General features: G+C 54.5%; 12 protein-coding genes. 6 read left to right on the forward strand and 6 right to left on the reverse strand.

Annotated elements, in window-relative coordinates; all coding sequences use genetic code 11:
• Positions 1-260: 260 nt before the first annotated feature.
• Together glk and ACX9GU_RS08000 are read left to right on the forward strand one after the other, a co-directional pair.
• Positions 261-1,244, forward strand: a complete 984-nt coding sequence (gene glk / locus ACX9GU_RS07995) for a glucokinase (RefSeq protein WP_473195135.1) — start codon at positions 261-263, stop codon at positions 1,242-1,244.
• A gap of 217 nt (positions 1,245-1,461) precedes the next feature.
• The gene (locus tag ACX9GU_RS08000; protein WP_473192326.1) at positions 1,462-2,421 is read left to right on the forward strand and encodes an IS110 family RNA-guided transposase; all 960 of its coding nucleotides are present in this window, start codon (positions 1,462-1,464) and stop codon (positions 2,419-2,421) included.
• A gap of 469 nt (positions 2,422-2,890) precedes the next feature.
• Here the strand turns inward: ACX9GU_RS08000 and ACX9GU_RS08005 are convergent, their stop codons facing one another.
• Positions 2,891-4,117, reverse strand: a complete 1,227-nt coding sequence (locus tag ACX9GU_RS08005; RefSeq protein ID WP_473194408.1) for an L-lactate MFS transporter — start codon at positions 4,115-4,117, stop codon at positions 2,891-2,893.
• A 382-nt stretch (positions 4,118-4,499) separates the two neighbouring features.
• Here ACX9GU_RS08005 and ACX9GU_RS08010 point away from each other — a divergent pair, with 382 nt between their 5' ends.
• The gene (locus tag ACX9GU_RS08010) at positions 4,500-4,838 is read left to right on the forward strand and encodes a DUF2502 domain-containing protein (protein ID WP_473194409.1); all 339 of its coding nucleotides are present in this window, start codon (positions 4,500-4,502) and stop codon (positions 4,836-4,838) included.
• Here ACX9GU_RS08010 and ACX9GU_RS08015 read toward each other — a convergent pair whose 3' ends face one another.
• From ACX9GU_RS08015 to ACX9GU_RS08025, 3 genes are all read right to left on the reverse strand, one after another.
• Entirely contained in the window at positions 4,839-5,573 is a 735-nt protein-coding gene (locus ACX9GU_RS08015) for a LytR/AlgR family response regulator transcription factor (protein WP_021807023.1), read from the reverse strand.
• Positions 5,570-7,261, reverse strand: a complete 1,692-nt coding sequence (locus ACX9GU_RS08020) for a LytS/YhcK type 5TM receptor domain-containing protein (protein WP_473195136.1) — start codon at positions 7,259-7,261, stop codon at positions 5,570-5,572. The genes ACX9GU_RS08015 and ACX9GU_RS08020 overlap by 4 nt, the downstream gene beginning before the upstream one ends.
• 108 nt (positions 7,262-7,369) lie before the next feature.
• Positions 7,370-8,614: a DUF1479 domain-containing protein gene (locus ACX9GU_RS08025; RefSeq protein WP_473194410.1), complete on the reverse strand. Its 1,245-nt coding sequence runs from the start codon at positions 8,612-8,614 to the stop codon at positions 7,370-7,372.
• A gap of 169 nt (positions 8,615-8,783) precedes the next feature.
• Between ACX9GU_RS08025 and ACX9GU_RS08030 the strand changes: the two genes are divergently transcribed.
• The 3 genes from ACX9GU_RS08030 (at position 8,784) to ACX9GU_RS08040 (ending at position 11,716) form a co-directional block, all read left to right on the forward strand.
• Entirely contained in the window at positions 8,784-9,326 is a 543-nt protein-coding gene (locus ACX9GU_RS08030; RefSeq protein ID WP_059201424.1) for a GNAT family N-acetyltransferase, read from the forward strand.
• Positions 9,327-9,445: 119 nt separating this feature from the next.
• Positions 9,446-10,660, forward strand: a complete 1,215-nt coding sequence (gene alaC / locus ACX9GU_RS08035; RefSeq protein WP_121607442.1) for an alanine transaminase — start codon at positions 9,446-9,448, stop codon at positions 10,658-10,660.
• A gap of 531 nt (positions 10,661-11,191) precedes the next feature.
• Positions 11,192-11,716 carry a cytochrome b gene (locus ACX9GU_RS08040; protein WP_473194411.1) on the forward strand — a complete coding sequence of 175 codons (525 nt, stop codon included), beginning with the start codon at positions 11,192-11,194 and terminating at the stop codon, positions 11,714-11,716.
• Positions 11,717-11,784: 68 nt separating this feature from the next.
• On the opposite strand, the gene ypdK is transcribed toward ACX9GU_RS08040, so the two are convergent.
• Complete coding sequence (gene ypdK, locus ACX9GU_RS08045) at positions 11,785-11,859, reverse strand: membrane protein YpdK (RefSeq protein ID WP_099782600.1); 75 nt, start codon at positions 11,857-11,859, stop codon at positions 11,785-11,787.
• Positions 11,860-12,383: 524 nt separating this feature from the next.
• The gene (locus ACX9GU_RS08050) at positions 12,384-12,830 is read right to left on the reverse strand and encodes a type II toxin-antitoxin system HicB family antitoxin (RefSeq protein WP_473195137.1); all 447 of its coding nucleotides are present in this window, start codon (positions 12,828-12,830) and stop codon (positions 12,384-12,386) included.
• Positions 12,831-12,956: the final 126 nt, after the last annotated feature.

The raw sequence follows: 12,956 nt of genomic DNA on the forward strand, positions 1-12,956 counted from the left end.
AGGCCCAGAGAATGGTTTGCATAGTATATAGCTCCAACGGAGCGATTTCGCTAATGGTAGCCGCACGCGATCGCTTTCATCTCATGTTTTTTGCGCCAATCTGTAACCGCCGGTATAAATCGGTGAAAACTATGCTGGCTGAAACGATTTTTGTGATCGAGATCGCTATTGAGCAGCGGGCCGCAGAATGCCGATTGTTGTTTGGGCGGCGTGATTTTACAGTGTAACCAATTTCGCATTATTCATTTTAGGGAGAAACACTGATGACCTATGCCCTCGTAGGTGATGTTGGCGGCACCAATGCCCGCCTGGCGCTGTGCACTGTCGAGACGGGCGAGATCGCCCAGGCGAAAACCTATTCTGGTCTGGAGTTCGATAGCCTGGAAGCGGTGATCCGCCAATACCTGGCCGAGCTGCAACTGGAGGTTCAGGATGCCTGTATCGCCATCGCCTGCCCGGTAACGGAGGATTGGGTCGCCATGACCAATCACACCTGGGCCTTCTCCATCAAAGCGATGAAAGAGAGCCTGGGCTTAAAGCACCTGGAAGTGATTAACGATTTTACCGCGGTTTCGATGGCGATTCCGATGCTGTCCGAAGATGACGTGTTGCAGTTTGGCGGGGGCAAAGCGCAAAAAGATAAACCAATTGCCGTTTACGGTGCGGGTACGGGCCTGGGGGTGTCGCATCTGGTACACGTAAACCGCCGCTGGGTGAGCCTGCCGGGTGAGGGCGGCCACGTAGATTTTGCACCGAACAGTGAAGAAGAGGACATCATCCTGGAGGTGCTGCGTGGTGAAGTTGGGCACGTCTCTGCGGAGCGCGTGCTGTCTGGCCCTGGGCTGGTGAATCTGTACCGTGCCATCGTCAAGGCAGACAAGCGGCTGCCGGAGAAGCTGGAGCCAAAAGACATCACCGAGCGTGCGCTGGCGGATAGCTGTACCGATTGCCGTCGTGCGTTGTCCCTGTTCTGCGTGATCATGGGGCGGTTTGGCGGCAACCTGGCGTTGAACCTGGGGACGTTTGGCGGGGTGTATATCGCCGGGGGCATCGTGCCGCGCTTTATGGAGTTCTTCAAGGCCTCCGGGTTCCGCGCTGCTTTTGAAGACAAGGGCCGCTTTAAAGACTACGTGCGAGAAATTCCAGTGTTTATGATCACCCATTCCCAACCGGGGCTGCTGGGGGCTGGTGCTCATCTGCGGCAGACGCTGGGGATACCCCTCACCCCAACCCTTATGTCTTGATCTTCTCCGCCTTAGCGGAGAAGATCCCCGACTGATCATCGGGAGATAGTTGGTGAGCTCCTCCTAACCCTAGTGCCTATGAGCCCGTGGGAGAGATTGTGCCCCAACTGTCTATTTCCCTGTCGCCTTGTAGACCGAACGGTATCCTGTGCCTATGAGCACCCACATATAAGGATGGTCCGGCGATAAATTACAGACATGGTTATGGAGTGCCATAATGCGCAGAACCCCTGTCGGCGTTGATATCGCCAAACTCAAGTTTGATGTCGCCGTACTGCTGGAAAATCAGAAGTATAAAACCAAAAAGTTTGCCAATACCCCTTCTGGATGCCGCGAGTTCGCGGCCTGGTTGAGCCGCTTTGGCGACTGTCATGTCTGCATGGAAGCCACTGGGAGCTACAGCACGGAACTGGCCACTTATCTGGCAGACAACAACTACCACGTCAGTCTGATGAACCCGGCGTGTATCCATTCCTTCGGCAATACAGAACTGACCCGGAACAAAACGGACAAAAGCGATGCAGCGATGATAGCCCGCTACTGCGCACTGCATCAGCCTGACCCGTGGTTCCCAGCCCCATTGAGCGAACGCCAGTTGACCGCGTTGGTCAGGCATCTTAAGAACCTGGAAGAGATGCGTCAGATGGAAGAAAATCGCCTGGAGGTGGCAGAAGCGGTCATCGTCCCTTCACTCAATGAACACATCGCCACGTTGGATGAACTGATACGAGAAACGAAGAAGAGAATCAGTCAGCACATCGATGATAACCCTGACCTGAAACGGGACAGCGAGTTGCTAAAAAGCATCCCAGGGGTGGGAGAGATGCTGAGCTCCAGCCTGCTGGCCTTTGCTGGAAACCTGCGTCGGTTCACCAGCAGCAAGGCCCTGGTGGCGTACGCAGGACTGAATCCACAGCGATGTGAGTCGGGGATGTTTAAAGGGAAAAGCCGGTTATCGAAAGTGGGACACAGTGAGCTACGAAGCGCGTTATACATGCCAGCGGTAGTAGCAGGCCAATACAATGTTGTGGTTAAGGACTTGACAGAAAGGCTGAAGTTGCGTGGGAAGTCGGGCAAAGAGAGAGTGTGTGCGGCGATGCGAAAACTGCTGCAACTGGCCTATGGTGTGGTGAAATCAGGAAAGGTATTTAATGCGGAAATACCGCTTGCCGGATAGCCGACAAGACGGTATCTCTCCCACAGGGAGAGGGAGCTGTCAGCCCCTGCTCGTTTAGAAGTAAAGAGATAATCTCAACAACTGCGATCGTCTCTTCAGCCAGTGCTGATGAAGAATCACGATACTTTCAGCCCAGCTCGATCGGTCCCCTTTCCCTTTGGGAGAGGGAGCTGTCAGCCCCTGCTCGTTTAGAAGTAAAGAGATAATCTCAACAACTGCGATCGTCTCTTCAGCCAGTGCTGATGAAGAATCACGATACTTTCAGCCCAACTCGATCGGTCCCCTTTCCCTTTGGGAGAGGGAGCTGATAGCCCCAGCTCTGGTGGAAGTAAAGAGGTAATTTCAGCAAACTTGCCTTCTCATCCAAGGTGAATAACTGAGCAATCCTAAGTCCATGATGAATATTGTACTTTCAGACCCACTCGATCGGTCCCCTCTCCCTGTGGGAGAGGGTTAGGGTGAGGGGCCATTAGCCGTTGGCTTTAGCAAATACTGGCTCTGCGTGAGACTCTTCTTCCTGCTCAACCGCTTTCGGCGCTTTGATAAACAGGGTAATTAGCAGTGAAATCACCGACAGCACACCCATCACCATGAAAGTCGCGTGGAAGCCGCCGAAGTGGTTGGCCACAAACGACCCTGCCAGCGCGCCCAGACCAAAGCCCTGATAAATGATGCCGTAGTTTTTGCTGTGGTTTTTCAGGCCGAAGAAGTCACCGACAATCGCCGGGAAGACGGTAATGTTGCCACCGAAACAGAAGGCAACCGCGCCGACGCAGATAAAGAACAGCGTATGGCTCAGCGTCAGGAAGCTCAGTGCGGCAATCGCCAGAATGGTGACCAGCATGGTAAAGCTGATGACGCGCATACGGCCTACTTTATCAGACAGGGTACCCAGAATGATGCGGCCTGCGGTATTGAAGATAGCCACGGCGGAAACGGTGTTGGCGGCGGTGGCCAAATCCATCCCTGCCAGCTGTACGCCCATGTCTTTAACGATACCAATCAGATACAAGCCGCTCATGCAGGCCGCGAAGAAAATCACGAACAGCATATAGGCCTCTTTGCTGGCCAGCATCTGGCGCACGGTGTAATCGTTGCCCAGCGTGCCGTGGTTAGCCTGTTGGTTAACCTGTACCGGTTCTTTGAGCAGCATGGAACCCAGCACAATCAGCGCCATCACGATCACGCCCCAATAGAAGAAGGCGGCAGAGACTCCGGCACCGCTAATCAGGGCGGCGTTAACGTATTTGAACAGCAGGCTGCCGCTACCGAATGCCCCGACGGAGATACCGGAAATCAGCCCCTTGTTGTCCGGGAACCATTTGATCAGGTTGGACAGCGTAGAGATGTAAGCGATACCCACCGCAAAACCGACCACCACGCCCGCTAACAGATAAATCATATCCAGCGATTGCACGTGGGCACTGGCAATCAACCCCAGGCCGACCAGCACGCCGGAGACCAGCGTCAGATTACGAATACCAAAACGCTCTTGTAGCTTACCGGCGAACAGCGTGGCGAAGGCCAGGAAGAAGCTGGTGATCGAGAAGGTAGTAGCGACATCGCCAAGGCCCCAGTGGAACTTGTCTACCAGCGGCTGGTTGAACAGGCTCCAGGTATAGATAGTGCCGAGGCCCATCTGGCAGATGATGGTGCCGAGAACGATTAAGCTGCGATTTGCCGGTTTGCTGTTCATGGCCGGTCTCCTTCCTGTATTGGCGTTGCCGTTGGCAAAATTAGCAAGGCAACCAGAGCCCTGCGGTATGGGCTTATTATAAAGGGGGCGATCGTTGCCAATGGCGGATCGGGAATGAACTGCCGCTGCCGAGGAATGAAATGCCATTATCGCTGCATGAGTTGCCGAATAAGGGCTAAAAAGCCGTTGGAATGCGGCCTGCGGGGCGTGATCTACATCAAAGATATGTCAGAAAGATGGCCAAACTGCCGGGGCAACTGTGTGGTAATTGTGAAGGATATGCCTGAAAGGCGTAATTGGGCTTTCCTCCTATAGAGAACGTACCGGTGCGGAACTACTGTGATCGGTAAATGGACCCGTTCCATGCTCTGGGAGAGACCTGATGAAAAAAGTGCTGTTGTTATTGGCTGCGTTGTTGCCGCTTTCACTGCCTGCGGTGAGCCATGCGGATATTTCTGTCGGCATCAACGTGCCTGGAATGTCGCTGCATATTGGCGATCGTGATGATCGGGGGCATTACTGGGATGGTGGTCGCTGGCGTGAACCGCGCTGGTGGCACGAGCATTATGGCCCGCGCGGATATTACGGCCCACCATCAAGGGCGGTTTATTACGGCCCCCCACGTCGTGAATGGCGTGATGGCCCACGTTATCACCGCATGCCACCACCACCGCCACGCTATTACCAACGGGATCACGGCCCGCGAGGCCCACGCTGGTAACTATAACCGCATCAGTTGGCGAAACGCCTTGACCTTGCTGCGGCTGACCGGGACTTCAAAATCCAGATCGCTTAGCCGCAGAATATAGGTGTTGTTGAACCACGGAACGATTTCCCGGATCTTGGATAAATTGACGCAATACGAGCGGTGGCAGCGGAAGAAAAACTCTTCCGGCAGCCGCTGGTAAAACTCGGTGATATTCATCGGCATCACAAACTCTTCGCGCCGGGTATACACCCGCGTGACTTTCTCATCGGCGGCGGCGTAGTAGATGTCGTTGATGTCCGTGACGATGATGCGCTCGTCTTTGATCAGGTTAATGCTGTGGCTGGTACGATTCGCCGGTGCGCTAGGCTCTGGCGTTTGCGCCGGTCGGTTATGCAATGCCTCCAGCTTTTGCAGCATGGTGATGATACGCGCTTCATGGTACGGCTTGAGGATGTAGTCGAATGCCTCGATCTCAAACGCCTCTACCGCATGCTCTTTATAAGCGGTGATAAACACGATCGACGGACGATGCGCAAACTTGCTGATGTTCTGCGCCAACAATACGCCGTCTAACGACGGAATATTGATATCGAGGAAAATGGCGTCAACCTGATGGGTTTGCAGGTATTTCAGCACGTCCAGGCCGTCTTCAAAGGTGGCTTCGATGGTGATATTGCTGTGTTTGTTAATCAGATAAGTCAGCTCTTGCTGGGCGAGAAACTCATCTTCCACAATGATGGCTTTCATAGTTGTTCCCCGGCAGGTTGTGGACTGTTTTCGCTATGCAGTTTATTGCCGTTTTTGGTGACGTAGAAGGCGATTTCCGTTCCCGGCTCCAGCCGCCGAATGCGCAATCCTTCACCGTACAGCAGTGAAACCCGGTGGTGTACGTTGAGCAGGCCGATATTGTGGCCTGGCATTTCATTGCGTGCCACGCGTTCGATCACCAGCGGATCGATGCCGTTGCCAGTATCTTTCACCGAAATCCTGACACGATCGCCCTGATCTTTCACCGCGATCACCACCACGCCTTTCCCTTTACAGGGTTGAATACCGTGCACGATGGCATTTTCCACCAGCGGCTGGATCAGCAGGCTAGGGATGCGTACGGCAATATCGTCGTCGATGTCATAAATCACCGTCAGCTTACTGCCGAAGCGCGCCTGCTCAATGGCGATATAGTCCTGGATCTGATGCAGTTCCTTACGGATATCGATCAGTTCGTCGTTCAGTTCCAGGTTATAGCGCAGGTAACGCGACAGGTTGATAATCAACTGGCGGGCGGTATCCTGATTAAGCCGGATCGACGACGAGATGGCGTTCAGCGCGTTAAACAGGAAATGCGGATTGATTTTGCTTTGTAGCGCGCGCATTTCGGCCTTGTCCGCCATTTGGCGCAGATGCTCGATGCGCGAAACCTCTATCTGGGTGGAGATAATCTGTGACAGGCCAACCGCCATCACCTTCAGCGTATTGGTGATCTGATGGGCATGGCAGTAGTAAATTTTCAGCGCCCCGGTCACCTCGCCCTTTTCCCATAGCGGGATCACCAGTTGGGAATGGATCTGCGGTGCGGTCTGGTTCTCGAGGTTGTTTTTGATGATGATTTTGCCCTGCTGGATGCTTTCCAGCGTGACTCGGCTCAGCCCTGCGCGCCCGAGTGGGTAATGCTCTGCTCCCACGCCAACGTAGGCCAGCACATGTTGGGTATCGGTGATGGCGACCGCATCGGCATTGATATCGTGGCGGATAATTTCGCAAATGGTGGTCAGCGATTCGCTATTGATATTACGGAAATAGGGCAACGTTTTGCGGGCGATATCCAGCGCCAGCTTGGCCTGCCGCGCCGCAATCACCTCTTTTTCGTCTTCGACGCTTTGCACCAGCAGCACGATCAGGCCGATACACACCGTGCCGAGGATCATCGGCAGGGCAATTTTAGACACGATATCCAGCCCGAGTTCGGTGGGTTTGGCCCAGACAACGATCAGCAGCATGGTGAGTGATTCGCACAGCATGCCTCCCAAGATCCCAGCACGCCAGCGCTGGCCTTTCTTCACCTTCAGGTTGATATAACCGGCGCCGATCCCGGCAATAATGCTGGTGATCAGGCAGGGAACCGAGGTGATACCGTCGATATCGATCAGATAGCGGTGCGATCCGGCGATAATGCCGGTAATGATGCCAACCCAGGGGCCAAACAGGATCCCCCCGGCCATGATGGCGATTACGCGCACGTTAACCAGAGAGCCTTCGACGTTGATGCCAGAATAGGTACTGAACAGGGCGAACAGAGAGAAGATGGCCGTGACTGCGGCCAGTTCCAGCGGAGTATGATCTTCCTTTTGCAACAGCTGGCGAAACAGCCGGGTGCGGGTGAGGAAAAACAGGCAGATCAACATCAGGGCGGCACGATCGAATACCGCTAACAACATTTCAAAAACAGGGTGCACAACGGCGGCTCACTGCGACGAACGGGAGACCACAGTATATCACAGCGTGGCAATGACCGCGGTGGCCGGAGCACACCGCGGTCATCAGGGTTATTTAAACCCCAACTGTTCTTTGCCGAGCGGCGTCAGCAGCTCAACGGTGGCGCGGCCAATGAAATCCACTTCGAAATCATCCGCAGCAAAATCCACCGGGCTTTTGCCGGACAGGAAGCTTGGCAACTGCCGTTGCAGATAGGCATCGTTCTTCTCACAACCCGGCGCAGCGGCGATGTACATCACGTTGCTGTCGAACTCGCCGTTATGCTCGTTTTCTACCGAATGGATCACGTCACAGTGCCAGAATACCGTATCTCCCGGCTCCAGATCGGGAATAGGGGATAACCCACTTAATAAAAGGGGATGCCATTGTTCCGAAATTGACAGCGCCCGGCCTGGGGCGGCTCCGCACAGATCGTCATCCGCCACATCGTCTTGCAGGGCGCGCAGCAGGATATAGGCCATGGCGTTGGCGATCGGTACCACGTTCAGCGTACCGGCATGGGTGCGTTGCGGTGTCAGTGCTGTCCAGCCCTGGAAGGTACGGAACATGGAACAAACTGCCGGTGAGGCGATCTCGCGCACTTCTGTGCGGCCATCGGCGGCAAAGGGATCGTATTTCTGCCAGTTGCCGGAGAACACGTGACGATAGACATAGCGGAAATTCTCATCCAGCCAGCGTTCGATGGTGCCGCTATCCACATGCGGGGAAAGGCCCAGCGAAGAGGAATTTGGCGGGCGGCGACGGGTACGGTCGGCATAGGTAGCGACACGCGTTGGGTCAAAGTGCTGTTTGCCGTTGCTTTCGGTTGCCCACAGGCTGTTGAGGAACACCTGCACCGCATGCATGCGCTGATCTTGACGAGCCTCGACCTGAGGCTTCGACCAGTAAATGCCGTAGATCTGCGGCTTACTGGCGGCCAGTTTGCCAAAGTAGTTATCTTCGGCGGCATTTTTTAGCCGCTCGACGAAGTTATTGCGTTCGAGATAGTCGCCGATCTCCTGGTTCCAGGCCTCGGCTTTGCTGCGTGGGAATACGCCCCGAATAGCGCATACGCCGCGCTGTTTAATCAGGGCAATTTGTTGTTCGGTAACGCGTTGTTGCAGAATATCTTCGGCGTCCACCTGCGGCACCGGGTCCTGGCCGTTGGCCAGTTCCTGACGGATTTGCTCCACCTGCCGGCGAATATTGTCTTCCAGTTCCAGGAAGACTTCGCGATAGTTGGGTAGAGCCTGGCGTAACTGCTGCTTGACGCTTTTTATTGCGGCAGGAATATCATCGATGAGTAATGAAGCCATGGTGTTCTCCTTGGCCCGCCGGTGGGCGAGGATGTTAGTGGTAGGGTAGCGTTATAAAGTTGCTGTTTTGTTGTAACCTCGTTAATGATTATCTGGGTTTAATAGGGGAAAATAAAGGGATATCTTTCATTCGTAACTTCCTCTTTTTCGTTTTTCGGAGATTTACCTGATGAAATTGGAAACACCTCGCTTGCTGCTGACATCGCTAACGGCGGATGACTGGCCGTTATTCCTACGCCTGTTCCAGGATCCCCAGGTGATCCGTTACATTGCCGATCCGCTGCCGGAACACGAGATCCGCGAACGTTTCGAAGCACGCTTGCCCGCATGGGATAAGCATTGCGATCGCTGGCTATGTCTGGTGATGAGAGAAAAAAGCAGCGGTCAAGCGGTGGGAATGACCGGGTTTCGCCCTGAGTGGTCCCCTTGCCAGCAGGCCGAAGTGGGCTTTGGCAGCCTGCCGGAAGGGCAGGGGAAAGGTTATGGCAAAGAGTCGCTGCCCGTGATCTTGGATTTTGCCTTCAATGCCTGCGGGTTTCACAAAGTGTATGCCACGGTGACAGAGGGGAATTTAGCCTCACGGGGTCTGTTGGAGAGCTGTGGTTTTCAACTGGAAGGGACGCTGCGTGACAATTTCCGCCTGGCGGACCGGTGGTGTAATGACTGGCGGTTGGGGTTGCTGGCGACGGAATTTGCGGCTGCCGAACGGTAAAAAAATTGTTATGCGAGGGGCTCGACAGCCTGACAAGGCTGAGTTATGTTCGATGTTCGGCCATTCTGTGGCCAGCGTCGCTCGGATGGTCCGGGCGCTAACGTCTCTTCGAGGTAACTATGTCTGATAACAACCCGCGCCGTTTCACGCGCATCGAACGCCTGCCCCCTTATGTGTTTAATATCACCTCTGAACTGAAGATGGCTGCACGCCGTCGCGGGGAAGATATTATCGATTTCAGCATGGGTAACCCGGATGGCCCGACGCCGCCGCATATCGTAGAGAAACTCTGTACCGTAGCCCAGCGTGATGATACCCATGGCTACTCAACCTCACGCGGTATTCCGCGCCTACGCCGTGCTATTTCGCACTGGTATCAGGAACGCTATCAGGTCGATATCGATCCCGAAAGCGAAGCCATTGTGACCATCGGCTCGAAAGAGGGCCTGGCGCACCTGATGTTGGCAACGCTCGATCACGGGGATACGGTGCTGGTGCCGAATCCAAGCTACCCGATCCATATTTATGGCGCGGTGATCGCCGGTGCTCAGGTGCGTTCCGTGCCGCTGGTGGACGGCGTGGATTTCTTTGGTGAGCTGGAGCGCGCCATTCGTGAAACCATTCCGCGGCCAAAAATGATGATCCTGGGCTTCCCGTCCAACCCGACGGCGCAGTGTGTAGAACTGGATTTCTTTGAACGGGTTGTGGCGCTGGCGAAGCAGTATGACGTGCTGGTGATCCACGATCTGGCCTACGCCGATATCGTCTATGACGGTTGGAAAGCGCCTTCGATCATGCAGGTGCCGGGAGCCAAAGACATTGCGGTCGAATTCTTCACCCTGTCGAAAAGCTACAATATGGCCGGCTGGCGTATTGGCTTTATGGTGGGGAATCCTGAGCTGGTTAGCGCATTGGCACGTATTAAAAGCTACCACGACTACGGCACCTTCACGCCGCTGCAGGTGGCCGCTATCGCCGCATTGGAAGGTGACCAGCAGTGCGTGTTGGACATTGCCGAGCAGTATCGCCAGCGCCGTAACGTGCTGGTGAAAGGGTTGCACGAAGCCGGCTGGATGGTAGAGAATCCGAAAGCCTCGATGTATGTATGGGCAAAAATTCCTGAGCCTTACGCGCATCTTGGGTCGCTGGAGTTCGCCAAGCGTCTGTTGGCGGAGGCTAAAGTGTGCGTATCCCCGGGGATCGGCTTTGGCGATTACGGCGACACCCATGTGCGTTTTGCCTTGATTGAAAATCAGGATCGTATCCGCCAGGCGGTGCGCGGTATCAAGGCGATGTTCCGTGCTGATGGGTTAATCAAGCCAGCGACCAAATAGCATCGCGTTGTTGCCTGAGATTAGGCAATCGCTGTTCCCCTCACCCCGACCCTCTCCCACAGGGAGAGGGAGCCAGTCCGGAGTTGTATTCAAGTGCTGTGAGCGGTCTGTTTTCCTCGAAGAGGGGGGCTGATTCAGTGCGGTTGCCAAGCAAGTTTCTGTACCTACAGCAAGCTCGATTGTCTCTCATCCAAGGTACATCACCGTATTTTAAGCCCACTCGATCGGTCCCCTCTCCCACAGGGAGAGGGAGCCAGTCCGGAGTTGTATTCAAGTGCTGTGAATGGTCTGTTTTCTCGAAGAGGGGGCTGATTCAGTGCGGTTGCCAAGTACATATAGCAAGCTCGATTGTCTCTCATCCAAGGTACATCACCGTATTTTAAGCCCACTCGATCGGTCCCCTCTCCCTGTGGGAGAGGGTTAGGGTGAGGGGCATTTACGTACCCACCATCCTGATTTTTCTTCTACTTAAGGCTCTCTTCAGTTGTTATCCGCTATGCTCTGCTAATACCGAATTTAGTGGGAGTCTCTATGAGCGTTCGCTATGCAAAATCACAAATCCTCCTGCACTGGCTCACGCTGGTGATGGTGATCCTGACTTACAGTGCCATGCTGCTGAGGGACTCGGTGCCGGATGACAGCGCGGCATTGGTGAAGGATCTGCACTTTAACTTTGGCCTGTCGGTATTTGTGCTGATGCTTATCCGCCTTGGGCTACGCCACCGGCATCCTACGCCGCCGATCACTCCGGCCTTGCCGGAATGGCAGGTGCTAGGGGCGAAGGTTTTCCATTGGCTGCTGTACCTGCTGTTTTTATCGTTGCCGATATTAGGCTTCTTGACGCTGTCCTACGGGGGCAAACAGTGGATGCTGCTGGGCTGGCAGGTGCCGCAGTGGGTCACGCCCGATGCGGGCATACGCCGCACGCTGAAAATGGTGCACGAAACCTTGGCAAACACGGGGTATTTCATCATCGGCATCCATGCCTTGGCCGCGATTTATCATCACTACCTGCGGGGTGACGACACCCTGCGCCGGATGATGCCCGGCAAATAGTTCGCGCTGCAGAAACAACAAAGGGGCGCAGAAGCGCCCCTTTATCAATGTACCTGGTGAGATTGCGGTTAGGCAACCATCAGCATGAAGGTGCCTACCCATGCAACCAGCATGAATGAAACGCCCATCAAAAAGTATTTCACGTAACAACTCCTTGTGGAGTCCTCGCAAACCAACGATCCCGATTGTTGTCTGAGTATTTTGTGGTAAATCAGCGGCGGTGGCGGGTTCTTCAATCAGAAGGAACAACGTCCTGAGCTACGATTTACCGGTCGTTGCGATTCAAGTTCCTTGAGGTTAACCAAGAATCACAACAGGATCGGCGCTAATGTACTCCCAAAATCCTACCCATTTCAATACTGTGTTTTTGATCACACTTTTTGTCGATTTTTTACCCTGCAAGCGCGTTGAAACGGGCGTACTCTGCAGCATCCCTACGAGGTGTGAGGGTTGATAAATGCCAGAAGTAACAGTTTGTTACAAGACATCAGGCTACGGCGCTGACGCTGGCGATCAGAATAGCCCAGAAGACCAGACAAGAAAGCAGGATAGCGGCCCAGACATGACGACGGTTGAGTTCCATTTTTAGCCTTCACTTTGCAATCGGTGGTTGTTTAATAACCCTATCGGCGCAAAACGGTAAAAATTTACTCTCTGGGCAAACTATTTATTCTGAGGGCTGGTGGATCGCCACGACCGTGGCATGCACTTCGTAGCCCAGCAGAAACAGGGCTTGCTCAAGGGCCTCGACCTTCGAGGCATAGGCCACATCCAGCAAGCGATCGATCTGTGCGCCGTTAAACCCCATCTGGCGGGCCAGCAGCGCTTTTGAGGTGTTGCTGCTCAACATATGGTTATGCAGTTCCAGCTTTAATTTCACCAGTACCGGCAAATGCAGGGCGATGTCACCGCTTTGCAATGCCGAGGCCGCAGGCACCGGGCGCCCTTCTTCCATTTCAATGGCGATAGCCGTCAGCAGGCTTTCCTGTGCTTCCAGTTCTACGTCCTCACGTTTGTAGCAGGCGGCCTGCTGCTCGGGGAAATCGCGTAGGGTAATTTGCCAAGCATCGCTTTCGCTATCGAAGGCGTAATGGGCGGGATAGTGGCAAGGCATCATATTTCCTGCTTGGGGGGGAGTGAGCCGCATTGTGACCGGTTGGCGACAACAATGCCAGAGATTGGCGTCCTTGCCGCGCTAGGTATTTCTGCGAACTCTGCCCGTTTTTTAATCACACAGCAC

It is taken from the genome of Serratia sp. K1WW1 (assembly GCF_055790865.1).

Excerpts from the sequence above, each read along its gene's own strand:
- ACX9GU_RS08010 (WP_473194409.1), top strand. The coding sequence starts at position 4,500 with ATGAAAAAAGTGCTGTTGTTATTGGCTGCGTTGTTGCCGCTTTCACTG.
- ACX9GU_RS08025 (WP_473194410.1), bottom strand. The coding sequence starts at position 8,614 with ATGGCTTCATTACTCATCGATGATATTCCTGCCGCAATAAAAAGCGTC.
- ACX9GU_RS08050 (WP_473195137.1), bottom strand. The coding sequence starts at position 12,830 with ATGCCTTGCCACTATCCCGCCCATTACGCCTTCGATAGCGAAAGCGAT.
- ACX9GU_RS08020 (WP_473195136.1), bottom strand. The coding sequence starts at position 7,261 with ATGTTGTTAGCGGTATTCGATCGTGCCGCCCTGATGTTGATCTGCCTG.
- ACX9GU_RS08000 (WP_473192326.1), top strand. The coding sequence starts at position 1,462 with ATGCGCAGAACCCCTGTCGGCGTTGATATCGCCAAACTCAAGTTTGAT.
- ACX9GU_RS08015 (WP_021807023.1), bottom strand. The coding sequence starts at position 5,573 with ATGAAAGCCATCATTGTGGAAGATGAGTTTCTCGCCCAGCAAGAGCTG.
- ACX9GU_RS08005 (WP_473194408.1), bottom strand. The coding sequence starts at position 4,117 with ATGAACAGCAAACCGGCAAATCGCAGCTTAATCGTTCTCGGCACCATC.
- ACX9GU_RS08030 (WP_059201424.1), top strand. The coding sequence starts at position 8,784 with ATGAAATTGGAAACACCTCGCTTGCTGCTGACATCGCTAACGGCGGAT.
- alaC (WP_121607442.1), top strand. The coding sequence starts at position 9,446 with ATGTCTGATAACAACCCGCGCCGTTTCACGCGCATCGAACGCCTGCCC.
- ACX9GU_RS08040 (WP_473194411.1), top strand. The coding sequence starts at position 11,192 with ATGAGCGTTCGCTATGCAAAATCACAAATCCTCCTGCACTGGCTCACG.